Annotated in this window: 32 protein-coding genes and 3 tRNA genes; 20 read left to right on the top strand and 15 right to left on the bottom strand. The window is 66.7% G+C overall.

Annotation, left to right across the window (positions count from 1 at the left end):
- Positions 1 to 21: 21 nt before the first annotated feature.
- Together AUR65_RS19010 and AUR65_RS19005 are read right to left on the bottom strand one after the other, a co-directional pair.
- Entirely contained in the window at positions 22 to 894 is an 873-nt protein-coding gene (locus AUR65_RS19010) for an ATP-grasp domain-containing protein (protein ID WP_058568661.1), read from the bottom strand.
- Positions 895 to 979: 85 nt separating this feature from the next.
- The gene (locus tag AUR65_RS19005; protein ID WP_008091717.1) at positions 980 to 1,510 is read right to left on the bottom strand and encodes a 50S ribosomal protein L16; all 531 of its coding nucleotides are present in this window, start codon (positions 1,508 to 1,510) and stop codon (positions 980 to 982) included.
- A gap of 236 nt (positions 1,511 to 1,746) precedes the next feature.
- Between AUR65_RS19005 and AUR65_RS19000 the strand changes: the two genes are divergently transcribed.
- Entirely contained in the window at positions 1,747 to 2,397 is a 651-nt protein-coding gene (locus AUR65_RS19000; protein WP_058568660.1) for a type 1 glutamine amidotransferase, read from the top strand.
- Here AUR65_RS19000 and nucS read toward each other — a convergent pair whose 3' ends face one another.
- Positions 2,398 to 3,198, bottom strand: coding sequence for an endonuclease NucS (nucS, locus tag AUR65_RS18995; RefSeq protein WP_058568659.1), 801 nt, complete (start codon positions 3,196 to 3,198; stop codon positions 2,398 to 2,400).
- A gap of 144 nt (positions 3,199 to 3,342) precedes the next feature.
- Between nucS and AUR65_RS18990 the strand changes: the two genes are divergently transcribed.
- The 9 genes from AUR65_RS18990 to AUR65_RS18955 all read left to right on the top strand — a co-directional run bounded on the left by AUR65_RS18990 (position 3,343) and on the right by AUR65_RS18955 (position 8,435).
- Positions 3,343 to 3,798, top strand: a complete 456-nt coding sequence (locus tag AUR65_RS18990; protein ID WP_058568658.1) for a pyridoxamine 5'-phosphate oxidase family protein — start codon at positions 3,343 to 3,345, stop codon at positions 3,796 to 3,798.
- A gap of 100 nt (positions 3,799 to 3,898) precedes the next feature.
- On the top strand, positions 3,899 to 4,756 hold the full coding sequence (locus tag AUR65_RS18985; protein WP_058568657.1) for a DUF5995 family protein: 858 nt from the start codon (positions 3,899 to 3,901) through the stop codon (positions 4,754 to 4,756).
- 56 nt (positions 4,757 to 4,812) lie between these two features.
- Positions 4,813 to 5,214, top strand: a complete 402-nt coding sequence (locus AUR65_RS18980; RefSeq protein WP_058568656.1) for a winged helix-turn-helix domain-containing protein — start codon at positions 4,813 to 4,815, stop codon at positions 5,212 to 5,214.
- Positions 5,215 to 5,284: 70 nt separating this feature from the next.
- Positions 5,285 to 5,446 carry a DUF7560 family zinc ribbon protein gene (locus tag AUR65_RS18975; RefSeq protein WP_058568655.1) on the top strand — a complete coding sequence of 54 codons (162 nt, stop codon included), beginning with the start codon at positions 5,285 to 5,287 and terminating at the stop codon, positions 5,444 to 5,446.
- Positions 5,447 to 5,558: 112 nt separating this feature from the next.
- Positions 5,559 to 5,705, top strand: a complete 147-nt coding sequence (locus tag AUR65_RS20130) for a DUF7560 family zinc ribbon protein (protein ID WP_199180652.1) — start codon at positions 5,559 to 5,561, stop codon at positions 5,703 to 5,705.
- Positions 5,706 to 5,826: 121 nt separating this feature from the next.
- Entirely contained in the window at positions 5,827 to 6,288 is a 462-nt protein-coding gene (locus tag AUR65_RS18970) for a pyridoxamine 5'-phosphate oxidase family protein (protein ID WP_058568654.1), read from the top strand.
- Between the two features lie 86 nt (positions 6,289 to 6,374).
- Entirely contained in the window at positions 6,375 to 7,022 is a 648-nt protein-coding gene (locus AUR65_RS18965; protein ID WP_058568653.1) for a helix-turn-helix domain-containing protein, read from the top strand.
- 92 nt (positions 7,023 to 7,114) lie between these two features.
- The gene (locus AUR65_RS18960) at positions 7,115 to 7,507 is read left to right on the top strand and encodes a winged helix-turn-helix domain-containing protein (protein ID WP_058568652.1); all 393 of its coding nucleotides are present in this window, start codon (positions 7,115 to 7,117) and stop codon (positions 7,505 to 7,507) included.
- Between the two features lie 103 nt (positions 7,508 to 7,610).
- Positions 7,611 to 8,435 carry a DUF7537 family lipoprotein gene (locus AUR65_RS18955; RefSeq protein WP_058568651.1) on the top strand — a complete coding sequence of 275 codons (825 nt, stop codon included), beginning with the start codon at positions 7,611 to 7,613 and terminating at the stop codon, positions 8,433 to 8,435.
- A gap of 177 nt (positions 8,436 to 8,612) precedes the next feature.
- On the opposite strand, the gene AUR65_RS18950 is transcribed toward AUR65_RS18955, so the two are convergent.
- From AUR65_RS18950 to AUR65_RS18920, 7 genes are all read right to left on the bottom strand, one after another.
- Positions 8,613 to 8,686: transfer RNA gene (locus tag AUR65_RS18950), tRNA-Phe, on the bottom strand.
- 49 nt (positions 8,687 to 8,735) lie between these two features.
- Positions 8,736 to 9,461: a DUF2270 domain-containing protein gene (locus tag AUR65_RS18945; RefSeq protein WP_058568650.1), complete on the bottom strand. Its 726-nt coding sequence runs from the start codon at positions 9,459 to 9,461 to the stop codon at positions 8,736 to 8,738.
- A gap of 182 nt (positions 9,462 to 9,643) precedes the next feature.
- Positions 9,644 to 9,838, bottom strand: a complete 195-nt coding sequence (locus tag AUR65_RS18940) for a cold-shock protein (RefSeq protein WP_004057909.1) — start codon at positions 9,836 to 9,838, stop codon at positions 9,644 to 9,646.
- A gap of 159 nt (positions 9,839 to 9,997) precedes the next feature.
- Positions 9,998 to 10,192, bottom strand: coding sequence for a cold-shock protein (locus AUR65_RS18935; protein ID WP_004057907.1), 195 nt, complete (start codon positions 10,190 to 10,192; stop codon positions 9,998 to 10,000).
- Between the two features lie 290 nt (positions 10,193 to 10,482).
- Positions 10,483 to 10,556, bottom strand: a tRNA-Phe gene (locus tag AUR65_RS18930).
- 61 nt (positions 10,557 to 10,617) lie between these two features.
- Complete coding sequence (locus AUR65_RS18925; RefSeq protein ID WP_058568649.1) at positions 10,618 to 11,286, bottom strand: hypothetical protein; 669 nt, start codon at positions 11,284 to 11,286, stop codon at positions 10,618 to 10,620.
- A gap of 44 nt (positions 11,287 to 11,330) precedes the next feature.
- Positions 11,331 to 11,729, bottom strand: coding sequence for a VanZ family protein (locus AUR65_RS18920; RefSeq protein WP_058568648.1), 399 nt, complete (start codon positions 11,727 to 11,729; stop codon positions 11,331 to 11,333).
- Between the two features lie 105 nt (positions 11,730 to 11,834).
- Between AUR65_RS18920 and AUR65_RS18915 the strand changes: the two genes are divergently transcribed.
- Positions 11,835 to 12,038 carry a hypothetical protein gene (locus AUR65_RS18915; protein ID WP_058568647.1) on the top strand — a complete coding sequence of 68 codons (204 nt, stop codon included), beginning with the start codon at positions 11,835 to 11,837 and terminating at the stop codon, positions 12,036 to 12,038.
- A gap of 163 nt (positions 12,039 to 12,201) precedes the next feature.
- Here AUR65_RS18915 and AUR65_RS18910 read toward each other — a convergent pair.
- Positions 12,202 to 12,275, bottom strand: a tRNA-Val gene (locus AUR65_RS18910).
- A gap of 93 nt (positions 12,276 to 12,368) precedes the next feature.
- Here AUR65_RS18910 and AUR65_RS18905 point away from each other — a divergent pair.
- The 5 genes from AUR65_RS18905 (at position 12,369) to AUR65_RS18885 (ending at position 17,001) form a co-directional block, all read left to right on the top strand.
- A complete protein-coding gene (locus AUR65_RS18905; RefSeq protein ID WP_058568646.1) occupies positions 12,369 to 12,866 on the top strand; it encodes a DUF192 domain-containing protein in 498 nt (165 codons plus the stop codon).
- A 40-nt stretch (positions 12,867 to 12,906) separates the two neighbouring features.
- A complete protein-coding gene (locus tag AUR65_RS18900; protein ID WP_058568645.1) occupies positions 12,907 to 13,176 on the top strand; it encodes a DUF7538 family protein in 270 nt (89 codons plus the stop codon).
- Positions 13,177 to 13,344: 168 nt separating this feature from the next.
- Entirely contained in the window at positions 13,345 to 14,235 is an 891-nt protein-coding gene (locus tag AUR65_RS18895; protein WP_058568644.1) for a NosD domain-containing protein, read from the top strand.
- Between the two features lie 62 nt (positions 14,236 to 14,297).
- A complete protein-coding gene (locus AUR65_RS18890) occupies positions 14,298 to 16,235 on the top strand; it encodes an ABC transporter ATP-binding protein (protein WP_058568643.1) in 1,938 nt (645 codons plus the stop codon).
- Between the two features lie 43 nt (positions 16,236 to 16,278).
- Positions 16,279 to 17,001 (top strand): creatininase family protein, encoded by a 723-nt coding sequence (locus AUR65_RS18885; protein ID WP_058568642.1) that lies wholly within the window; start codon positions 16,279 to 16,281, stop codon positions 16,999 to 17,001.
- A 46-nt stretch (positions 17,002 to 17,047) separates the two neighbouring features.
- Here the strand turns inward: AUR65_RS18885 and AUR65_RS18880 are convergent, their stop codons facing one another.
- The 3 genes from AUR65_RS18880 to AUR65_RS18870 form a co-directional block, all read right to left on the bottom strand.
- The gene (locus AUR65_RS18880; RefSeq protein ID WP_058568641.1) at positions 17,048 to 17,494 is read right to left on the bottom strand and encodes a DUF5790 family protein; all 447 of its coding nucleotides are present in this window, start codon (positions 17,492 to 17,494) and stop codon (positions 17,048 to 17,050) included.
- Positions 17,495 to 17,582: 88 nt separating this feature from the next.
- Positions 17,583 to 18,053, bottom strand: coding sequence for an NUDIX domain-containing protein (locus AUR65_RS18875; RefSeq protein WP_058568640.1), 471 nt, complete (start codon positions 18,051 to 18,053; stop codon positions 17,583 to 17,585).
- On the bottom strand, positions 18,050 to 18,391 hold the full coding sequence (locus tag AUR65_RS18870; RefSeq protein WP_058568639.1) for a dihydroneopterin aldolase family protein: 342 nt from the start codon (positions 18,389 to 18,391) through the stop codon (positions 18,050 to 18,052). The genes AUR65_RS18875 and AUR65_RS18870 overlap by 4 nt, the downstream gene beginning before the upstream one ends.
- A gap of 101 nt (positions 18,392 to 18,492) precedes the next feature.
- Here AUR65_RS18870 and azf point away from each other — a divergent pair, with 101 nt between their 5' ends.
- Both azf and AUR65_RS18860 read left to right on the top strand, forming a co-directional pair.
- On the top strand, positions 18,493 to 19,281 hold the full coding sequence (gene azf, locus AUR65_RS18865) for an NAD-dependent glucose-6-phosphate dehydrogenase (RefSeq protein WP_058568638.1): 789 nt from the start codon (positions 18,493 to 18,495) through the stop codon (positions 19,279 to 19,281).
- 137 nt (positions 19,282 to 19,418) lie between these two features.
- Entirely contained in the window at positions 19,419 to 19,628 is a 210-nt protein-coding gene (locus AUR65_RS18860; RefSeq protein WP_058568637.1) for a hypothetical protein, read from the top strand.
- 155 nt (positions 19,629 to 19,783) lie between these two features.
- Here AUR65_RS18860 and AUR65_RS18855 read toward each other — a convergent pair whose 3' ends face one another.
- Positions 19,784 to 20,395, bottom strand: coding sequence for a DUF309 domain-containing protein (locus AUR65_RS18855; RefSeq protein WP_058568636.1), 612 nt, complete (start codon positions 20,393 to 20,395; stop codon positions 19,784 to 19,786).
- Between the two features lie 144 nt (positions 20,396 to 20,539).
- Between AUR65_RS18855 and AUR65_RS18850 the strand changes: the two genes are divergently transcribed.
- Both AUR65_RS18850 and AUR65_RS18845 read left to right on the top strand, forming a co-directional pair.
- On the top strand, positions 20,540 to 20,764 hold the full coding sequence (locus AUR65_RS18850; RefSeq protein WP_084816536.1) for a DUF7564 family protein: 225 nt from the start codon (positions 20,540 to 20,542) through the stop codon (positions 20,762 to 20,764).
- A gap of 175 nt (positions 20,765 to 20,939) precedes the next feature.
- A complete protein-coding gene (locus tag AUR65_RS18845) occupies positions 20,940 to 21,623 on the top strand; it encodes a rhamnogalacturonan acetylesterase (protein WP_058568635.1) in 684 nt (227 codons plus the stop codon).
- Positions 21,624 to 21,706 lie beyond the last annotated feature (83 nt).

Genomic DNA, 21,706 nt, shown 5'->3' with positions numbered 1-21,706 from the left:
CTCGACTTCGCCGCGGCCCGCTCAAGACTTCTTTGCGACCCGCTCGACGAGCGCCGCCAGTCGGTCGAAAAAGCCGTCGTCGTACTTCGCGTCGTCGTCGATGGTCGGCCGGGCGTTCGTCTCCGAGACGACGACCCCCCCGTCGGATTCGAGCAGGTCAACCCCGAGATAGCGAATGCCCAACTCGTCGGCGACCGACTCTGCGAGGTCGCGGTGTCGCTTCGGGAGGTCCACGCCGACCGCCTCCGCGCCGCGGTGGACGTTGTGCTTCCAGCGCCCGCCCTCGCGCGCGCCGTCCGACAGGCGGCGCTCCACCGCGCCGACGACCTCGCCGTCGAGCACCATCGCCCGGTAGTCCCGCGCCTCCGGGAGCCACTCCTGAATCAGGAACGACTTGTCGCCGGTCGCCCGGAAGTCGTGGACGAGGCCCAGCACGTCCGTGTGCCCCGAAAGCGAGTCCGGGTCGTGGGCCTTTGCGATACCGACGCCCCGCGTGGTCGAGTTCGGCTTGACGACGACCGGGTAGTCGAGGCCCGCCGACTCGACGGCGTCGAGCAGGTCGGACTCGTCCGCCGGGTTCGAGACGCAGACGCTCCGCGGGACCGGCAGGCCGGCGCGTTCGAGCGCCGCGATGACGCCCGCTTTGTTCCGCGAGGTGAGCACGTCCTCGCGCGTGTTCACCCACGGGATGTCGTGTCTGGCGGTGACGACACCGCCCTCCATCGGGCGGGTGGGGTAGACGAACCCGACGTCGAACGACTCGGCCGGCGGCGTCGAGAGGTCGAGCGCGAACTCCTTGGCGCGGAGGTGCCCCACGTCGATGCCGCGGTCGCCGAGCGGACCGCGCATTCGCTCGAACGTCTCGCTGGAGGTGGTGACCGCCAACCGAAGCATACGCTACGAGGCGGGGTCCCGGGGGAAAAATGGTGGGTTCGAGGCGAGGCGCGTTCCGAGCACGCGCCGGCGCGAGGTCGCGAACTTACGCGACGAGCAGCTCTTCGCCGCGCTCGACGACGATGCGGCACGGCGGCGACATCTTGTTGTACGCGCGGCGGAAGGCGTCCTTCGCGGTCGCGGCGTCCTCGACGTCGCAGTAGATGGTGAACACCGTCTCGCCCTTGGGGATGCGAGCGGCGGTCCCGACGACCTTCCCGAACGACTGGCGCATCCCGTCGGAGACACGGTCCGCACCCGCACCGGTCGCCTGCTTGTTCTCGCGGATGACGTGGTGCGGGAACTTGCGCAGAATCATCTTGTACTGCTTTTCGCCCGCGTGCTTGAGCATGAGGCGGTTGGCAGACAGACGCGCGGACTCGAGCGAACCGTGGCGAATCTGCACTTCCTCTTCGACCTTCAGGCTGATCTGGACGGGGTAGTCCTCGGGGTCGGCCTGCAGGTCGCCCATGTTGTGCTGTGCGATCTTCGAACCGGGGATACCCGTGATGTACTCGCGTCGGGTGTACGCCGGGTTCGTAATCTCCCGGTACATAGAGGCGGGTTTGTCTGACATGGTTACTTGTGAAACCGAAGGGTCAGGCGGGCTAAAAACGCTTCGAAGCTTCATTCGCCCGCCGCGGTCGTGTCAGGGGCTGGCACGCTGGTTCGCTCTGTTCGGGTCTGCGAACCCCATCGACCCGCACTCCCCGGCCGCTGTCGATTCATCACCCCCGAGCCGGTGACAGCAGAGGGGCGGACTGTCCCGGCCGGGAGACAGTCTTATGCGCCGCCGTCGCCACGCTCCGGACGATGCTGCTCGTCTGCGACCTCATGCCTGCGGACGGCCCCGCGTACTTCACCGACGCGCTCGCCGACCTCGCCCTCGACGGCCGCGAGGGGACCGTTCACTCGCTTCCCGACGACGGCCTCCCGACGCTCTCGAACGTCGATGCCGTCGTCCTCACCGGGAGCACCGCGGGCGTCTACGAGGCCGACGACCGGCCGTGGCTCGACGACGCGCGTCTGCTCGCCCGCGACCTCGTCGCCCGCGAACTACCCACGCTCGGCGTCTGCTTCGGCCACCAACTCGTCAACGACGCCCTCGGCGGCACCGTCGAAGCCGGCGACCAGCGCCGCGGTATCGCCGACGTCGACCTCGGCGACGACCCACTGTTCGAAGACGTCTCCGGGCGCATCCCCATGGTCCACGGCGACTACGTCGTCGCCCCCGGCGACCGCATGGAGACCGTCGCCTCCGCGGACTACTACGACCACCTCGCGACGCGCCACGAGGACGCGCCCGTCTGGACGGTCCAGTACCACCCCGAGTTCACGGTCGCCCTCCTCGACCGCATCGCCGACGACTTCGGCTGGCCCGACGCCGACGCCGACCGCGACTTCGACGACGTGACGGCCGCTCAAACCGTCGAGAACTTCGTCGCCGCCGCCGACCTGGACTGATTAGGCGTCGCCGCCGCCGTCGCCGTCGTTTGCTTCTTCGCTCGCTTCGGCTTCTCCGTCGTCCTCCTCGACCGGCGGTTCGCCCGTCTCGGGGTCGAGCGCGACGAACTCCAGTCCCTCGCGGTCGAGCATGTCCGCCGCTCGCTCCGTCACCGAGGGGGCGACGAGGACGCCGCGAATCGGCTCGTCGTCGCCGAACTCCCGGTGGAGCGCGTCCACGTACCGGCGGAGTTGACTCGCCGCCGAGGGACCGACGCGCCGGCGCTTCAGCTCCACGACGACCGGGACGCCGTCGGCGTCTTCACCGAAGATGTCGATAGCGCCCGCGTCGCTCTGTCGCTCGGTTTCGAGCGGTTCGAAGCCCGGTTCGAGGATGTCGGGGTCCGAGAGGATGTGCTGGCGCAGGTCCTCCTCGCTGCCGACGAGTTCGAGGTCGCTCCGGTCGTTGACCGCGTAGGCCGAACACTGCTCGACGCGCTCGAAATGCACGTCGAGTCGCTCGTCGGGACTCGTGCGCGTGCTCCGGACCCGAAGCCGGCCGTCCCGCACGCTCGCGGAGTGGGTGCATCCCGGAGGTTGCCAGTTGACGGGCGTCCGCTTCTCGTCGGTGTGGACCAGAATCGAGCCGTCGGGCTTCAGGACGACGAGGCGGTCGCCGGGACCGAGCTCGCTCGTCGCGCGGCCGTCGTAATCGACCGTGCACCGCCCGAATATCGTCACCATGTCGCCGCGCTCGAAGGCGGCTTCGAGGTGGACGAGGGCGTCGCGGTGCGTCGGCCGGTGGAGTGTGTTCACCGTCATCCGGGTGTCGTCACGCGGTTCGTCGCCGCCGGGGATAAGCCCCGCGTCGCGCGTCGAGGCCGCCGGTCGAGGACCGAGCGTCGGCGGCCGCCGGTCGCTCCGATTCGCTGGCAGGCTTATGTCATCTCCGTGCGTATATTTCCCATGGCCCCTGACTTCGCCCAACACAACCGAATCGAGATGCCGTCGGAGGAGATAGACCGCCTGCTCCGCGAGGAGGGCGTCGGCGTCCTCTCGCTCGCCGACGAGGGTGTCGCCTACGGGATTCCCCTCTCGTTCGGGTACGACGCCGAGCGCGGGCGGCTCTACTTCGTCTTCCTCCGCCCCGGCGAGTCCTCGAAGAAGACCGAGTTCGCCGAGCGGACCGCCCGCGCGAGCTTCGCCGTCTGGAACGCCCCCTCGCGGGACGAGTGGGAGAGCGTCGTCGTCGACGGCGAACTCCGGCGGGTCGACGACGGCGACTGGGACCGCGTCCGCGAGGTGCTGGAAGACAACGCGTGGTATCCGACCCTGTTCTCGGAGACGGAACCGATGCAGGACATCCTCGGCTGGGAGCTTCGCATCGACTCTCGGTCCGGTCTCCAGCGCCGGCACGCGTGAGCGCCGGGTCGCCGCGTGGCCCGTCGCGGCCATCGAGGCCGTCACGACCTTCGCGCGCCGGTATCGTTATCGAAGCCGAGACCGTCTGAGAATTCAGCTCATGCGACGGACGACGTTCGAGGAGGGGAGAAAGCTCGCGGCCGCGGTGCGGACGCCGAACCCGTCGCTCGCGGGCGTCGTCCGCGACGCGAGCAAGGACGTTCTCGCCCTCGTGGACGCTCCGTTCCGCGATGTCGCCGACGCCCACGACCGCCTGTCGGCGCTCGAATCGCTCCTGTACGAGCGCGGCGACCGCCGCGCCGCCTTCCTGACCATCTACGTCCGCGTGACCGCCGAGGTCGACCGCGGCCTCGGCGGCGACGAGTTCACCGACCCCGAGTGGGTCGCCGACTACCTCGTCACCTTCGCGGACCACTACCGTCGGGCGTTCCGCGCCTTCGAACGCGGCGACCACGACGACGTGCCCGACCCGTGGCAGCTCTCGTTCGAGACGGCGCTCGCCGGAGAGTCGCTCGTAGTGCAGGACGTGCTGCTCGGCGTCAACGCGCACGTGAACTACGACCTCGCGCTGGCGCTCCACGAGGTCGGCATCGACCCCGACCGCCCCGCGAAGTACGACGACCACCGCCGCATCAACCGGGTCCTCCGCCGCCTCGTCGACGAGGAACAGGACCTCATCGCCGAGCGGTACGCCGACGGCGTCGCCGACATCGACGAGTCGCTGGGGCGGCTGGACGAGGCGCTGTCGTTTTTCACGCTCCGCGAGGGCCGCCGGAACGCGTGGCGCGGCGCGGTCGCGCTGACCGACGGGCGGTTCCGCCCGGTCGAGCGCGTCGTCTACTGGTACCTGCGGAGCCTCACGATGGGCGCGGGTCACTTCATTCTCGCGCCGAGTTCGAACCCCGCGGTGCGTCGCAGACTGGCGCAACTCGAAGCCGGCGACGGGTCGAGTACTTAAACCTCCCCGGATAGCGCGGGAGGAGATACCTCCCGTTGTCGGTCGTCTATCGAAGTATGAACTCCTCTTCCGCAGTCGCCGCCCGCGGTGCATCGACGCTCGACCCGAACCGAAGCCAGCAGGTCGCCGCGGAGCCGTCGGCGGTCCTCTCGGCGCTCAGCGACGGTGACAGCCGACGAATCCTCGCCGCCTGCGACGCGACCCCGCGGACCGCACAGGAGTGCGCCGAACTCTGTGACGTGCCGCTGTCGACGGTCTACCGGAAGCTCGACCTGCTCACCGAGGCGTCGCTTCTCGACGAGCGACTCCGCATCCAGACCGCGACGCACCACCCGCGGGAGTTCGCGACCAACTTCGACACGCTCTCGTTTTCGTTCGACGACGCCGGCGTGTCGCTCGCGTTCCGGCAGGTCGCCACCGACGGCGGCGAAGACGGCGAGGAGGGTCGGTCGCGATGACCGCGACTCGCGTCGTCGGGCGGCGGACGGAGCGAACCGAGACGGCGCTCGCCTCGCCGGAGGTGGACTGATGAGCGCGACGCCGACGACGGACGACTACGAGTTCACGTGTCCGCAGTGCGGCGAGGGCTTCGCCGTCAACGGCGGGATGCGCGCGGCGGTCCTCGAACGCGGCTGTCCCATCTGCGGGAGCCCCGCCTCGGCCGAGGCGTTCGCTCCATGTTCCGCGTGAATCTCACTTTTTCGTCGCGCCCGCGCCCGGTCGAGGCGCTCGTCCCGTCGCGCCCCCGGCGTTCGAAAAACAGTAGGCTACATATACGTGTGCCACGCGTACTACGAATCATATGAGCGACAGCGCGGACTACACATTCGTCTGCCCGGAGTGTGCGGAGTCCATGCTGGTCAACGACTCCATGCGCGACGCCCTTCTCGAAAACGGCTGTGTCATCTGTAGCGCCGCGCTCACGACCGACGCCTTCTCGGCCGCCTGAGCGACTCACGCCCGCGACCGAGTCGCGACCGAGGCCGCCGATATCGCCCGACTGGACTCTCTCGGGCGTCGCCGAGAAGTAACAGTAATTACGTCGGCCGCGAGTCTGGTGGTACGAACCGATGTCTCTGGACCAACAGACCGAACTCTCGCCCGACGAGATACGCGAGGTCCTGTCCCGTCACGAGACGGGCGTCCTCTCGCTCGCGAAGGCGGACGAACCATACGCGATACCCATCTCCTACGGCTACGACGGCGAGAGCGGTCGTTTCTATCTCCGACTCGTCTCCACGCCCGAAAGCGAAAAGCGGCAGTTCCTCACGTCGTCGCCGCGGGCCCGACTCGTCGTCCACGAGTCCAACGACGGGAGCTATCGGAGCATCATCGCCGAGGGGACGCTCGAACGCGTCGACCCCGACGAGTTGACCGTCGAACGCATCGTCCAGTACGGCAAGGCCAAGCGCCCGCTGTTCGAAATCTGGGGCGAGACGAAGCGCGACCTCGACATCCAACTGTTCGAACTCGACCCCGAGACGCTCGGCGGCCGGGCCGTCGAACTGGACCCCGCGGAGTCCGACCAGTAATGCCCGCGGTCGTCGCCTCCGGGGCGGCCCCCGTCGCGGCGGTCGCCGCGTCCCCCGGCGAACCCCGAGTCGCCCGCACGTAACACATGCCCGCCGGTATTCGCGCCACGGTCGAATTCGATTCGCCGTCGGTCTGCCCCGTCGCCTCGGTCGCCCATTCGACGGACTCCGTCGTCGATTCCGTCTCGACCAGCGTCGTCTCCACCCCCGGCGACGTCAGCGTCTCCGAGTTCGTCGTCGAGGCCGACGACCCGCCGGAGGCGTCCACGCTCGAACCCATCTTCTCCTACGGCTCGAAGCATCTCTACCGCTACACCCACGACGGGAGCGCCGACTGTCCCTGCGAGTGTCTCGGCGAGTTCGGCTGTCCGGTCGACCGCTACTTCGCCCAGCGCGGCAGTCTGACGCTCGTCTTCCACGCCGCCGACTACGAGCAGTTACAGGCCGTCATCGGCGAGCTTCGCGACCGCTTCCCCGGCCTCGACATCAAGCGCCTCGTGCGCTCGCCCACCGGCGACGCCCCCGGCGACAGCGTCTTCGTCGACCGCGGGAAGCTCACCACCCGCCAACTCGAAGTCCTCCAGACCGCCTACGGAATGGGCTACTTCGAGCGCCCGCGCGGGGCCAACGCGACCGAGGTCGCGGCCGAACTCGACATCAACCAATCGACGTTCTCGGAGCACCTCGCCGCCGCCCTGACGAAACTGCTCGGCGACGTGCTCGAAGAGGGATAGCGACTCCGCCGCCCCCGCGTCGTCGGGAGTATATAAACGTCCCACGCTATCGTGGTTGTCCGTTGGTCCCCGTCCGGTGGCTCTACAGAAGTATGAGTCAGGCTTCGTTCCCCTTCGCAACCCGCTCTCCGTCCGCCTCGTCCGAACCCCGCGTCGTCGACGACCACGCCGCGGTCGACGCGCTCTTCTCGCTTCTCGAAGACGACGACTGCCGACGCATCCTCGACGCGACCGACGGCGTCGCTTGCTCGGCGAGCGAACTCTCCGAGGCGTGCGACCTCCCGCTTTCGACCACCTACCGAAAGCTCGACCCGCTCGTGGACGCCGGCCTCCTCTCGAAGCGCCTCCGAATCTCCCGGTCGGGCACCCACACCGCAGAGTACGAACGCACCGTCGACGACGTGACCGTCTCCGTCACCCCGTCGGGCGTCGAGGTCCGCGTCTCGCACCGCGACGTGCCGCAGTCGGCGTCGGTGACCGCCTGAACGCTCCGCTCACGGTTTTCAGTCGTCAGTTTCGACGCCGGGCGCGCCGATACGACCGCGATTTGCTGTGCCTACTTAAGATTCTACTCGTCGTACAGTTGTCGTGTATTCCAACCGCATTCCAGTCCTGATTGTCGCGGTCCTCGTGCTCCTCGCCGGATGTGCCGGCGGTGCGGACGTCGCACCGACCGCCGACACCGCCGACACCGACCCCGACGACACCGACGCCCCCACCGACGGCGGTGACAGCGCGGATACCGGCGAGTCGACCGACGGCGACGACTTCGAGTTGAGCGACCCCGAGCGCCTCCTCCGCGACGCCGGGAGCTTCACCGTCAGTTGGTCGTACACCGGTGTCGACGCGGACGGGACCGAAACCGCGGTCACCCGCGAGTTCCGCGCCGACCTCGACGCCGAGCGGTCGTACAGTCGCACGACATCGGCGACCGACGGCCAGTCCGACGCGGGCGGCGTCGAGCAGTACGTCGCCGACGGCGTGACGTACGTCCGCGTCGGCGGGGACGACGAGGCAACGTACACCTCCTACGAGGGTTCGACGGAGGTTCTCGCCACCGCCATCGCGCTCTCGCAGGCCCGCGCGTACGGCGCTGACGACGACCTGACGTTCGCCGGCACCGAGACGTTCGACGGGGTGTCCGTCGAGCGCTACGAGCTGTCGGACGCGAACGAGGCGCTGATTCTCGCCGGCTCGGCCGCGGCGCAGGGCGAGCCCGGGAATCTGGAGGTCACGAGCTTCGAGTACGCCGTCCTCGTCGACGAAGACGGCCTCTCGCGCCACGAATCGTGGGCGTTCTCGGGGCGGATGGACGACGGGACCGAGGTGACCGGGTCGTGGGAGTACTCGCTCACGGGCGTCGGCTCGACGACCGTCGAGGAACCCGCGTGGCTCGACGAGGCGCGGGCATAGGCGGGGTGACGGTTTCGTTTTTGTCGCGGATTTGAACTCAGTCTGAGAACGGTTTCCTCCCGGATTTGAACCTCACTCGCAAATCGAAGATTTGCTCGCTGGTTCAGAGTCCGGTCGGGTCGCAGTTTCACTGCTCACGACTCGGTCGCTTCGCTCTCTCGGTAGTTCGCAGGAAAATGCCGCCTCCCGGATTTGAACCGGGGACAGCTCGATCTTCAGTCGAGTGCTCTCCCAGTCTGAGCTAAGGCGGCGCGATTCGACAGACGCGCAGGAGCGAAAAAACCATTTCGAATTGCGACGCTACGAGCCGCCGTAGTCCGACTCCTCCCATCCCGTCACGTCGCTCGGGATGAGTTCGCCGTTGACGTGCCACTCGCGCGGGCGGAACGAGATACCGAGCAGGGTCGCGTAGAACCCGGCGACGAACGCGACGATGATGTTGCCGGGGACGCCGCCGATGCCGGCGCTCCCGACGAGCGTCGTCCCGTCCGTGTAGGCCGTGAGCTGAATGACCCACGCGACGAGCATCACGAGGAACAGCGGCAGGTACACCCGGCGGAGCCGGTGGGCCAACGCCTCCTCGAAGGGGATTTTCATGTTCGGCGTGCGGTAGTCCTCGCCGAGTTTCTTCCGCCAGTCCTCGTCGAGGACGCCGCCGTCCGGGTCGAGCGCGTACGCCCAGACGTTCTGTTGAATCATCCGGACCCGAGAGCGCCAGATGTCGTACGCACGGAAGCGCCGGGCCTCGATACAGAGGAAGATGCTCAGCGTCACCACCCCGAGAAGGATGATGTAGTGTGGATGCGTTTGTGCGGAAAACGACCACGTCAGAATCCCGGCCATCAGCGTAATCGCCCAGTTGCTGGTCCGGTCGAGTCGCTCCCGCCACGACTTCATCCGGTGTATTTCCCCACGGTAAAGGTGAGCAAACGACGAACCTGGGCCCATCGTCTCGTCGAAGACGCCCGCGCCGATATGGGTGTCGTCCATTCCTGCGGGAGGTTCGAGCTCCCCGTCGTCGGACATTGTTGTTCGTTTGATGCACAACTACGGGAGGATAAGAGCCTTCTGGGTTCAGCGGGTCCGTCGCGCACGGTCGAGACTGCGTCTACTCGTGGTGGGGACTCGCACAGCACGGCCTCGCGGCTCGGGGTGCGTAAAAAAACGCTCAGAAATCGATTCGTCTGTTACTGAATTCGGAAACCGAATTACAGGCGCGTGACGTTCGTCGCGCGCGGGCCCTTGGGGGCCTGTTCGATGTCGAACTCCACTTCCTGACCCTCTTCGAGGTCCGGACCGCCAACATCTTCCATGTGGAAGAACACGTCGTCGTCCGCGTCGTCAGTAGAGATGAAACCGTAGCCGCCAGTGTCGTTGAAGAAGTCGACCTTACCTTTCGCCATTGCGATTGTACAACGACCCTACGAACGGATAACCCTTCCGCATGCGCAGGTGTCGCTCGGTCTGGCCCATCGTCACCGCCGAGCGCCGCCGCTCGCGGGCGTGAAAAACGGAAGAAAGTTCGTCAGTCTGTGAATGTACTGCGGTGAACGGAAGCCTGCTTAGAGGCGGGTGACGTTCGTCGCGCGGGGGCCCTTGGGGGCCTGCTCGATGTCGAATTCGATTTCCTGACCCTCTTCGAGGTCCGGACCGCCAACATCTTCCATGTGGAAGAACACGTCGTCGTCCGCGTCGTCAGTAGAGATGAAACCGTAGCCGCCAGTGTCGTTGAAGAAGTCAACCTTACCTTTCGCCATTGCCTTTGAATCCAACGACCTCACGCGGATAAGTCTTCTGAAGCACGCCTCGGCATCCCGTAGTGCGGTATAGCCGGCTCTCCGGGGTCGAGCCCCCCGGATTCCGCGTCGTTCGTATTGCGTCGTTGAGAATTCGGGTGCCGCCGACCGAAGGTGACTCTTGAGTCCTGTCCCGGATTTGAACCTCACTCGCAACGCTGCGCGTTGCTCGCTGGTTCAGAATCCGGTCGGGTTGCATTTTCACTGCTCACGACTCGGTCGCTACGCTCCCTCGGTAGTTCGCAGGAAAATGCCGCCTCCCGGATTTGAACCGGGGACAGCTCGATCTTCAGTCGAGTGCTCTCCCAGTCTGAGCTAAGGCGGCTCGCACTCTTCCGAAGCCGGACCGCATCAAAAAGACTTTCGAATCGCCCGTCGGCGCTGGGTCAGCGGTGCCGGCCGCCCGTCGCGCTCGCCCGCGCCCGCTCCGCCCGCGAACGAATCCCTTTGAGCATCTTCCGCTCCATGGCGAACTGGACCGGCTCGACGACCAACCGATTCACCGCGCGCTCGCGGAGCGTCTCCGACCGCCCGCGGAATCTGATGACCAGCCGCGTCGCACCGGGTGCCACCTCGTGCAGCGCGAAGGTCCACGTCGCCGGACTCTCTCCGGTCTCCCATCCCGGCGCGCTCAACACGAGGCTTCGCTCGGGTTCGACCAGCGCGACGCGGAACGACGGCGCGCCCGACCCCGGCGGGCCGAGTCGTATCTCGTCGCCCACGTCGAGCCGCTGGTGTTGCGGGAGGATTCGGTCCGCGTTGTGAATCTGCAGGCCGAACAGGTTCTCCAGTCGCTCGTAGCTGTAGAAGCCGCCGCGGTCCTGCCCCAACTGGACGAGCCACGGCCAGACCGCCCGCGCGGGGGCCGTAATCGTAATCGCCCGCGTCGAGGAGACGTCCGCGTCGCCGACGAAGTCGTCGCCGGGGAGCCAGCCCGTCGCCTCGTCGTCTGTCGTCCCCCAGCGTCTGTGCCACGGTCGAACCGCGAGGAGGTACGTCCCGACGACGCCGATTCCCGCGAGACCGAGTGCCCGGATGAGTCGTCTCGTGCCCATTGCCTTCACCGTTCGTGCCCCCTTGGAGAGGGGGTGAGATAACCCTACCCCCGAGCGTCCGCGACCCGGACGGCCGCGACCCAGACGACCCCGCCGAGGACCGCGCCAGCGAGGTTCGCCCCCGCGTCGGCGACGCCGAACGACCGGTACGGGAGCACCGCCTGCACGACTTCGATGCCTGCGCCGAACGCGCCGGCGGTGACGACGGCCGCCACGACCTCTCTGCGCCCCTCCGCGCGCACCGCGGACGCGAAGGCGAACCCGAGGCCGGCGTACCCGACCGCGTGAACCCACTTGTCGAGGCCGACGAGTCCGAGCGGACCCATCGGTGCGAGGCTCCCCGGCGGCGTCGGAACGACCGATGCCGCGAGGACGACGAGCGCGTATCCGAGGGCGACGGCCGCCCGTCGGGGGCTTTCGCGGAGTCGCGCGACCGGGTTCACTACTCGGTGATGGGTCCGTCGTCGGCTAAAAGGGTTCGCGTCCTCGTGGCCCCGAACGCGACCACACGGAACTAAATAGCAGGTGGAAGACATTTTTCGACGACCGTGTCAGTACTCCCCCGCTGGTTCACGTCGAAGTCCTTCGCGGCACAGCTCGTCATCCTCGCGTTAGTGTTCGACCCGCTCGGGTTCGTCGGCGGCTACCTCCTCGCCCCGTCGCTGGGTGTCGAACCGCTCGTCGGCGGCGCGTTCGGCCTCGTCGCCGCTAGCGTCCCGATGTCGCTGTTCGTGATGCAACAGAGTGTGTGAGTCGGGCGGATTCGAACTCGGTCGCTCACATAGCAGTCGGTGCTTCGGGCGGATTCGAACCGGACCGAGACTCGCTACGCTCGTCTCGTCGGGTTCGAATCCACGTCGCCCATTCAGCCGACATAGACTCCTCGCTCCGCTCGTCGTGTTGTGTCGGCAGAAGTGGGCTCGGGCGGATTCGAACCACCGACCTCAGCCTTGTAAAGGCCGCGTCATAACCAACTAGACCACGAGCCCTGCAACTCAATCGAACCGGTTCGCGCTCATAACGGTTTTCGTTTCGACCGGTCCCCGGAACCCTTAGACCCGCGGCGACCGTCACGTCTGGCAATGACCTCTCGCGCGCGAACCGCGCTGCTCGTCGTCGCCGTCGTCGTCGCGGTCGCGAGCGTCGCGTACCTCTCCAACCCCGCAGTCGTCCCCGGCTCGACCGACGACTACGAACGGACCACGCTCACCGTCGTCGACGACGAGACCGGCGAGACGCTGGCGACAGTCAACGCCCGCGTCGCCGACACCCGCGCCAAGCGCTTTACCGGCCTGAGCGACACCGAATCGCTCGCCGAAAACGAGGGGATGTGGTTCGTCCACGACTCCTCGGGCACCTACGCCTACGTGATGCGCGACATGGACTTCCCGCTGGACATCGTCTTCGTCGCCGAAAACGGCACCATCACGCGAATCCACCACGCCGAACTCGACCCCGAGGGGACGAGCGAGTCCGACCTCACCCGCTACCGCGGAACCGGGAAGTACGTCCTCGAACTCCCCTACGGCTACACGAACGAGACCGGCATCGACGCGGGAGACCGGGTCGAAGCCGAGTAGAAGCGAAACGCCCGAAGGGCCGGCGGCCGTTGACCCCACTATGACAGCACACGTCGCCGCGCTCTCCGAACTCGAAGGCTGGCGCGCCGAGGAGTTCGCCGCGCGGGTCCACTACCGCGGGGCGGACGACGCCTACAGTATCGAGTACTACGAGCCGTCGGACTGCGTCCTCTACTGGAAGGTGAAAGGCGACGGCGAAGTCGCGGTCCCCGTCGGCCGCGACACGGTTCCCGACCCGCTTCGCGAGCGCGTCCGACAGGACCTCGTCGAGGCCGGCATCGACCCCGACGTCGAAGACCGAGTCGTCTGAGCGCCCCGGACGCACCCGTCCCAGCCCAGCCCAGCCCGGCCCCACCCGGACTGGCACAGCACAGCCCCGCCAGTCGGAGTTGCTGTACGTCACGAATACTGATACGTAGTTGGTATGTATCTCACAATATCTGTATTTGTGCCGACGTGTTGTAGTTGAGCGGGTGTCATGTCGACTCGACTCACGAGGAGAAGGACGCTTCGCGGACTGGGCCTCGCCGCGCTTCCGGCGCTCGCGCCGGGCGTGTTGCAACTGAGAACCGACGAGGTGGTGCTTTCGGGATGCGCGAGCGTCACCGAACCGGGGAACTACGTCCTCGACGGCAACCTCGACTGTCTGGAGATTCTCGCCGACGACGTTCGCATCGACGGCCGGGGATACGCGGTCGTCGGCGAGACGACGATTTCGGGCAGTCGCGTCTCGATAACCGACATCGTGCTGACGAAGGGCGGTCGAGTCATCGGTTCGAACCGGGTGACGATTGCCGACTCGCGCGTCGTCGGCCATCCGGGCGACCAGTCCGACCCGATTTCGCAGTTCGTCCTCGCGGACGCGGCGCGCTGTGAGGTGAGGAATACGAGCTTTTTCACCTGGGAGCAAGGCGTCGTTCTCAGACGCACCACGCGGACTCGGTTCGAGTCGTGTACGCTCATCAGCCCCGTCGTGCTCAGGCTCGCGGACTCGCACCGAAACGAGTTCGTCGACTGCGAGTTCCTGACCGAGGACTTTCAGGTGCGACTCGTCGGAAGCAATCGAAACGTGTTCCGACGAAACCTCGCCGACGGCGGTGGTCCCGGCTTCCAACTCCGCGACAGCCACCGAAACCGCTTCGTCGAGAACGAGGTGGACATTCTCATCGCCGGCTTCGAACTCGCGGGGAGCGACCACAACGCGCTTCGCAGGAACGTCGTGACGACCGGCCTCTCGGCCCACGGCGTCACGCTGGAGGACTCTCACCGCAATCGACTCATCCAGAACGACCTCTGCGGTGTCAGCCAACAGCCGGTCGTCGAATCCGGCGGCTCGACCCGGAACACGGTCCGAAACGCCCGGTGTTAATCTACCGGCGGCCCGCTCCTTCACCCGAGTACTTTACTGCGAGCGCCCCTTGAACCGTTGTCGTGTCCCCTGAAACCGACGACGACCCGTTCGAGGACCAGCGAGCGCGGGTCGACAACCCGATGCGGCGGCTGTTCGCCGAGTACGGCCGCGAGAACACGTTCGAGTTCCTCGTGGGCGTCCTCGCGAGCATCGCCGCCCGCGTGCTCGACCTCATGCCGCCGGTCATCCTCGGCCTCGCCATCGACGCCATCATCCGGCAGGACAAGTCCTTCGCGGCCGGCTTTCCTCTCCTCCCCGAGGCGTGGATAGCGCCGTACGTCCCCGCGGCCAGAGACGGTCAGTTCTTCTTCGCCGTCGGCATCATCGTGTTCAGTTTCACCGCCGGCGCGCTGTTCCACTGGCTCCGCAACTGGGGCTGGAACGCCTACGCCCAGCAGATTCAACACGACGTTCGGACCGACACCTACGACCGGATGCAACTGCTCAACATGGACTTCTTCGCCGACAAGCAGACCGGCGAGATGATGTCCATCCTCTCGAACGACGTGAACCGCCTCGAACGGTTCCTCAACGACGGGATGAACTCGTTTTTCCGCCTTTCCGTGATGGTCGTCGCCATCGCGGTCGTCCTCCTGTCGTACAACTGGCAGCTCGCGCTCGTCGCCCTGTTGCCGGTCCCGCTCATCGCGCTGTTCACGTGGAAGTTCGTCGATATCATCCAGCCGAAGTACGCCGACGTGCGCTCGTCGGTCGGCAAACTCAACTCTCGGCTGGAGAACAACCTCGGCGGCATCCAAGTCATCAAGACGTTCAACGCCGAGCCTCACGAGTCCGACCGCGTCGACGGCGTCTCGATGGACTACTTCGACGCCAACTGGGACGCCATCAACACCCGTATCAAGTTCTTCCCCGCGCTCCGAATCCTCGCGGGCATCGGCTTCACCCTGACCTTCGTCGTCGGCGGCCTGTGGGTCATCAACGGGCAGGGCCCCGGCCCCTTCACCGGAGACCTCGCGGTCGGTGAGTTCGTCACGTTCATCCTGCTCACCCAGCAGTTCGTCTGGCCGCTGGCCCAGTTCGGGCAGATTATCAACATGTACCAGCGCGCCCACGCCTCCAGCGCCCGCATCTTCGGCCTGATGGACGAGCCCGCGCGACTGGCCGAACAGCCCGACGCGCCCGACCTCGCCGTCTCCGAGGGCCGCGTCGAGTACGACGACGTGACCTTCGGCTACGGCGACGGCGAGACCATCGTCGAGGACATCTCCTTCGAGGTCGACGGCGGCGAGACGCTCGCGCTCGTCGGTCCCACGGGCGCGGGGAAATCGACGATTCTCAAGCTCCTGATGCGTATGTACGACCCCGACGAAGGGAGCGTCAGCATCGACGGCCAAGACGTGCGCGACGTGACCATCTCCAGCCTCCGCGAGTCCATCGCCTACGTCAGCCAGGAGACGTTCCTGTTCTACGGGACCGTCCGCGACAACATCACCTACGGGACGTTCGACGCCGACGACGAGGCGGTCGTCGCGGCCGCCAAGGCCGCCGAGGCCCACGAGTTCATCTCGAACCTCCCCGAGGGCTACGACACCAAGGTCGGCGAGCGCGGCGTGAAGCTCTCGGGCGGCCAGCGCCAGCGCGTCTCCATCGCCCGCGCCATCCTGAAAGACCCGGACATCCTCGTCCTCGACGAGGCGACCTCGGACGTGGACACCGAGACCGAGATGCTCATCCAGCGCTCCTTGGACGAACTCACGGCCGACCGGACGACGTTCAGCATCGCCCACCGCCTGTCGACCATCAAGGACGCAGAACAGATTCTCGTTCTCGAAGACGGCCGCATCGTCGAGCGCGGCACCCACGACGACCTCCTGTCGGACGACGGCCTCTACGCCCATCTCTGGGGGGTTCAGGCCGGCGAAATCGACCAGCTCCCCGACGAGTTCGTCGAGCGCGCCGCCCGTCGGCAGGCCGAGGTCGACGCCGGCGACGACTGAGGCTTCGCGTACCACTAAGGAGGGGGACGACACTTCTTTTCGCATGCGACTCTCCGAAGCCACCTGGACCGAGGTCGCTGACCTCGACGCCGACCTCGCGCTCCTCCCGGTTGGAAGCACGGAACAGCACGGCCCGCACGCGCCGCTCGGCACCGACGCGCTCAACGCTGAATCGGTCGCCGAGGCGGGTGCCGAGGCGTTCGATGGCGAGGTCGTCGTCGGCCCGACCATCCCGGTCGGCGTCGCCGAGGAACACCGCGCCTTCGACGGCACGCTCTGGGTCTCGCCGGACACCTTCCGCGCGTACGTCCGCGAGACTATCGAATCGCTCGCCCACCACGGCTTCGACCGCGTCGTCGTCGTCAACGGCCACGGCGGCAACATCGACGCGCTCGCGGAGCTCTGTCGGCGCGTCTCGCGGACGGGCGACGTCTACGCGGTCACGTTCACGTGGTTCGACGCCGTCGGTGACCACTCCTCGGACATGGGCCACGGCGGCCCGTTAGAAACCGCGCTCCTCCGCCACACCCACCCCGAACTGGTCCGCGAGGACCGAATCGACGAGGCCCGCGATGGGGGGTCCGACCGCTGGGGTGAGTGGGTCTCGGGCGTCAACCTCGCGCACGACTCCGACGAGTTCACCGGCAACGGCGTCGTCGGCGACCCCGCCGAGGGTGACGCCGAACGCGGCGCGGAACTGGAATCGCTCGCGGCCGACTCGCTCGCGTCGCTCCTCGACGCGGTCGAACGCCGGCAACTGGACTGACGGGTCGCGGACCGGACAGGACCGGACCGGCGAGCCGGTCTACGGATTACTCCTCTTCTTCGTCTTCGCCTTCGTCGTCGTCCGCGTCGGCCGCTTCCGCCGCCTCCGCGGCGTCGGTGAGCGCGCCGCGGAGCTGCGGCATCGTGTTGGTGAGGTCGCCGACGAGTTCGTGGGCCTCCTCGACCATCTCGATGAGTTCTTCGAGCTCTTCGATGGCTGTTTCGAGGTCCTCCGGGTCGTCGAACGCCTCGGCGCGCTGGCCGATGACGTACCACTTCTTGGCCTGTCGGACGTGCTCGGCCGCGCCCTCGACGTTGAGCGAGGAGCGGAGCCCGTTGAGGACGCCGAGGACGTTGTCGGCCTCCGCGTCCCACACGTCGTCCGGGTCGGGCAGCGCCGACCGGGCCTCGCCGAGGTGTTCCTCGACGTCGGCGCGCATCTCCGCCGCCGCCTCTCCGAACAGGTCGTCGTCGCCGAGCGTGCTTTGACTCATGCTCACACGTTCGGCGCGTGGGGGTTTAAAAACGACCCCGAAAGTGAAAGTGAAATCGAACGACTCCGCGGTCGTCGCGGGCGGATTCTCAGTCCACGTCGCCGAGGTAGACCCCGTCGCGTGCGTCGCCCAGCTCGTCGGGGTCGCCATCGCTGAGTCGGTCGCCGAGCGGACCGGGGAAGAACCGGACTTCCCCGAGTTCGTCGAGGGGGAGCCACCGCACGCCGACCTGGACCGAATCGCGCTCTGTCGGGTCGTCCGGCTCGTCGCTCACCCGCTCGCACCAGAAGAAGTGGTCCACTTGATGGTCGTCGTCGCCTCTGTCTTCGTAGTGCGTCGAGGGCACGAAATCCCTGACGTACGCGAGCGACCCGACGGTGACCTCGTAGCCGGTCTCCTCGTACACTTCCCGGCGGACCGTCTCCGCGAGCGACTCGCCGCGCTGTTGGCCGCCGCCGGGCGCGACATACCAGTCCTCGCCGTCGGTTCGGTACTGAATCGTGAGGAGTTCGTCGTCGCGGACGACGAGTCCGCGGGCGGCGCTTCGCGGCCGAGTCATTCGACCGAGACGAGCTTCATCAGCGGGTAGCCGTCTTCCATCTCCATGCGCGTCCGGACGCGGACGCCCTCGTAGTCGATTTCCATCTCGACTTCCATGAACCGGCCCGTGAGTTCCGTGTAGTCGGCGGCCGACTCGGAGAGTTCGGATTCCAGCGCGTCGTCGAGGATATGCACGGAGACCGACTCGCAGTACGGTTGGTTCTCGATGGCCTCGGCCATGGCCCGTTCGAGGCTCCGGGCGCTGTCGGGCGAGACCGGCGTGCCGGCGAACTGGTGGTAGAGCGTCCCGAACTTGATGCCCGCCTCGAAGCAGGCCGTCTGCGGGTCTGTGACCATACCGGAAACTCCGTCGCTCCGGGTTAAAGTTCGCCGGTCTGAGGGGTCGCGCGAGCGCGAACCGGTCCTTACTTAGCCTCCCTTACCGGACGTAGAACCGAATGGACCAGCCGGTTTTGCTGACGGGGGCTGGCGGGCGCGTCGGCCAGGCGATACTAGGGCACATCGGCGACGCCTACGACTGGCGGCTGCTGGACCGCGAGCCACTCTCCGACGAGAAGATACCCGACTCGGTCGACCCCACGGAGGTGTACGTCGCCGACGTCACCGACGAGACCGCCGTGCGAAACGCCATGGAAGGCGTCGAGGCCGTCATCCACCTCGCGGGCGACCCGCGCCCCGAAGCGCCGTGGGACAGCGTCCTGCGGAACAACATCGACGGCACCCAACAGATGTTCGACGCCGCGGTCGACGCGGGCGTCGAGAAGTTCGCGTTCGCCTCCTCGAACCACGCCGTCGGGGCGTACGAGACCACCGACCGGACGCCCGACATGTACCGCCCGCACCACGAGTTCCGACTCGACGGGACGGAACTGCCGCGCCCGAGTAACCTCTACGGCGTGAGCAAGGCCGCCGGCGAGACGCTCGGCCGGTACTACCACGACCACCACGACATCTCGGTCGTGAACGTGCGCATCGGCAACCTCACCCAGCACCACCCGCCGAAGGAGTACGAGCGCGGGCAGGCCATGTGGCTGTCGTACCGCGACTGCGCGCACCTCTTCGAGTGCTGTATCGAGGCCGACTACGACTACGAAATCGTCTACGGCATCTCCGACAACGACCGGAAGTACTACTCCATCGACCGCGCCCGCGCGGTGCTCGGCTACGACCCGCAGGACAACTCCGCCGAGTTCACCTTCGAGGGCGAACCGCTGGACGAAGCCTGATTGCGTCGTCGGAACCTCGATTTTCGGCCCCGTTGAACACCGATTCTTCAGATGAGTCTCGTGTGAAACGCCCGGTCAGGAGGCGTGCGAACGTGACGGGAGAATACTTATAGAAATCCGACAAGAACGAGTACGATATGTCCGCGTCTGGTTCTAGTGCGGAGGGCTCGGGCGTTTCGCTCCGCACCGTGGTGTTACTCGTCCTCGCCCTGTTCACGTTTCACCTCGGGAGGGGATGGGCTCGGGGACTCGTCGAGGGGAACTATCTGATTGGCATCGTCGGCCTGCTCCTTGCCCTCGCCCCGGTAGTCTGGCTACTGCTCGTAATCAAAGAGGCATATTTCTGAACCACTCATTGGGTGAGTCCGCTGCTAGCGTCTCGTTGTTTATTCCCGCACCCTCGCGCCGAGAAACCCTATCGCAACCTCGTCTCCGTCCTGTATCGACCGCACAGAGTCGAATCGTCGCCTGTTGAGGAGTTCGAAACGCCCACCATCGTTTCTCACTCGAACAGGTCGCTCACGTCGTCTTCGCGCCGTCGCCGCCGGCTGACGTGCTCGCTCAACCGCTGAAACACCAGCCCGCGCTGGGCTTCGTTTCGCACGAAGTCGAACACCATCGCGGTGAACTGCGTCTGCGCCCCGTCGGCGACCTCCTCGCGGGCGTACCCGACCGCGTCGGCGACGACATCCTCCTCGTAGCCGTCCAGTTCCTCCGCGAGCGTCTCGGCCGCGACGGCGACCGCGTCGAAATCGAGGTCGTCGTACGTGACGACCCGCCCGTCGAGTCGGAGCGCCAGCGGGTCGGCGGCGACTTCGGGGTCGGCTTCGAGGCGCGCGAGAAACGCCCGCACCTCGGCGAGGTCGACGCCGCGGTAGTCGTCTGCGAGGCCGTCGAGGTACTCCCGCGCACTCTGAGCGAGGCCGACCGCGCCCGAGTCGTTGCCGTCGCGGGCGTGGTGGACCGCCGCGGTGAACTGGATGAGCCCGTGGAGGAACCGCTCGTCGTCGCCCCCGCGGTCGAGCGACAGCCACTTCGCCTCCCACGCGCCGTGGGCCGCTCGGTACGCGCCCGCGTTGTAGATGGCGACGCCTGCGCGAAGCGAATCGTCCATGCAAACCGTTCGCCGTCCACGAGTAAAGAGTCCGCGAAGAGCGGGTGCGCCAGCCGTAGGCCTTGCATACTTATCCCTCTCGGGACCATATGTGATGTGATAGCACATGAATGCCCTCGAAACCCTCGTCCGAGGTGTCGAACGATGACCCAGTCCCCGGTTTGTATCCGCTGCGGTGAGCAGTATCTGTTCACACGGGCGTACAAAGGCAACTACTGTCGGGACTGCCACGGGTCGTGGGCCGCGAAGCCCCGGTCCGAGGAGACGCCTCGTCCCCGTCCACAGCGGTCGCGCACGACCTCGTCGGTCCGCCGCCGCGAGGACGACGAGCGGTCGCCAAGCCTCGAACCGCCCTACGACGAGGCCTAAACTCGCTTTTCGCGGTCAGGACTGCCGAGAGCGTTCGGCGTTCCGTGATTTCTCCGACCTCGCGGTTCGCATTTTGACGCCGGTAGGCTCCCGTTAGCGACGGTTAGGAGCTGATTTTCCTCGTCAATTGACCCGACCGGTGTCACTATACGTCGCCCGGACGAGCGCTACCGAAATGTCGTCCGAGTCGATTACCGTCCATCTCGTCGGGGACTCCACCATGGCGGATAAAGAGGCGAACGAACGCCCGGAGACCGGGTGGGGAATGCCCCTCGCCGACCGCTTCGACGACGCCGTTACGGTGGCGAACCACGCCCGAAACGGTCGCAGCACCCGCACGTTTCTAGAGGAGGGCCGCTGGCGTCCGGTGGTCCGCCAGTTGACCGAGACCGACTACGTGTTCGTCCAGTTCGGCCACAACGACGAGGTGCCGTCGAAAGAACAGCACACGACCGAGGCGGCGTTCGTCGATAACCTCGGGAAGTTCGTCAGCGAGACGCGCGAGCAAGGGGCGACACCCGTGTTGCTCACGCCCATCGCGCGCCGTCACTTCGACGACGACGGCGCCCCGAAAGACACCCACCGCGAGTACGCCGACCTGACGAGAACCGTCGCGCGCGACCGGGACGTTCCGTTCATCGACATGGACGAGCGGACGCGGTCGCTCTTGGCGGAACTCGGTCCCGAAGCGTCGACGGCGCTCTACAACCATCTGGAACCGGGCGAACACCCGAACTATCCGGACGGAATCGCCGACGACACGCACTTCAGCGAGCATGGGGCGCGCCGCATGGCCGACATGGTGCTCGACGGGGTCGAAGAACTGGACCTCGGACTGGCCGCCCACGTCGAGTCCTGACGAGCGCTGAACCCGCTCGTAGCGAAGTCGCTCGCCGTTCAGGTTTCCGTAGAGAATGTGAACCGAATCGAGAGAACAGACGG

Origin of the sequence: Haloferax marisrubri, assembly GCF_001469875.2 — an archaeon.
Lineage (GTDB): Archaea > Halobacteriota > Halobacteria > Halobacteriales > Haloferacaceae > Haloferax > Haloferax marisrubri.
Note: the sequence above shows the minus strand (reverse complement) of the source record. Positions and strands in the feature narration are given on the sequence as shown.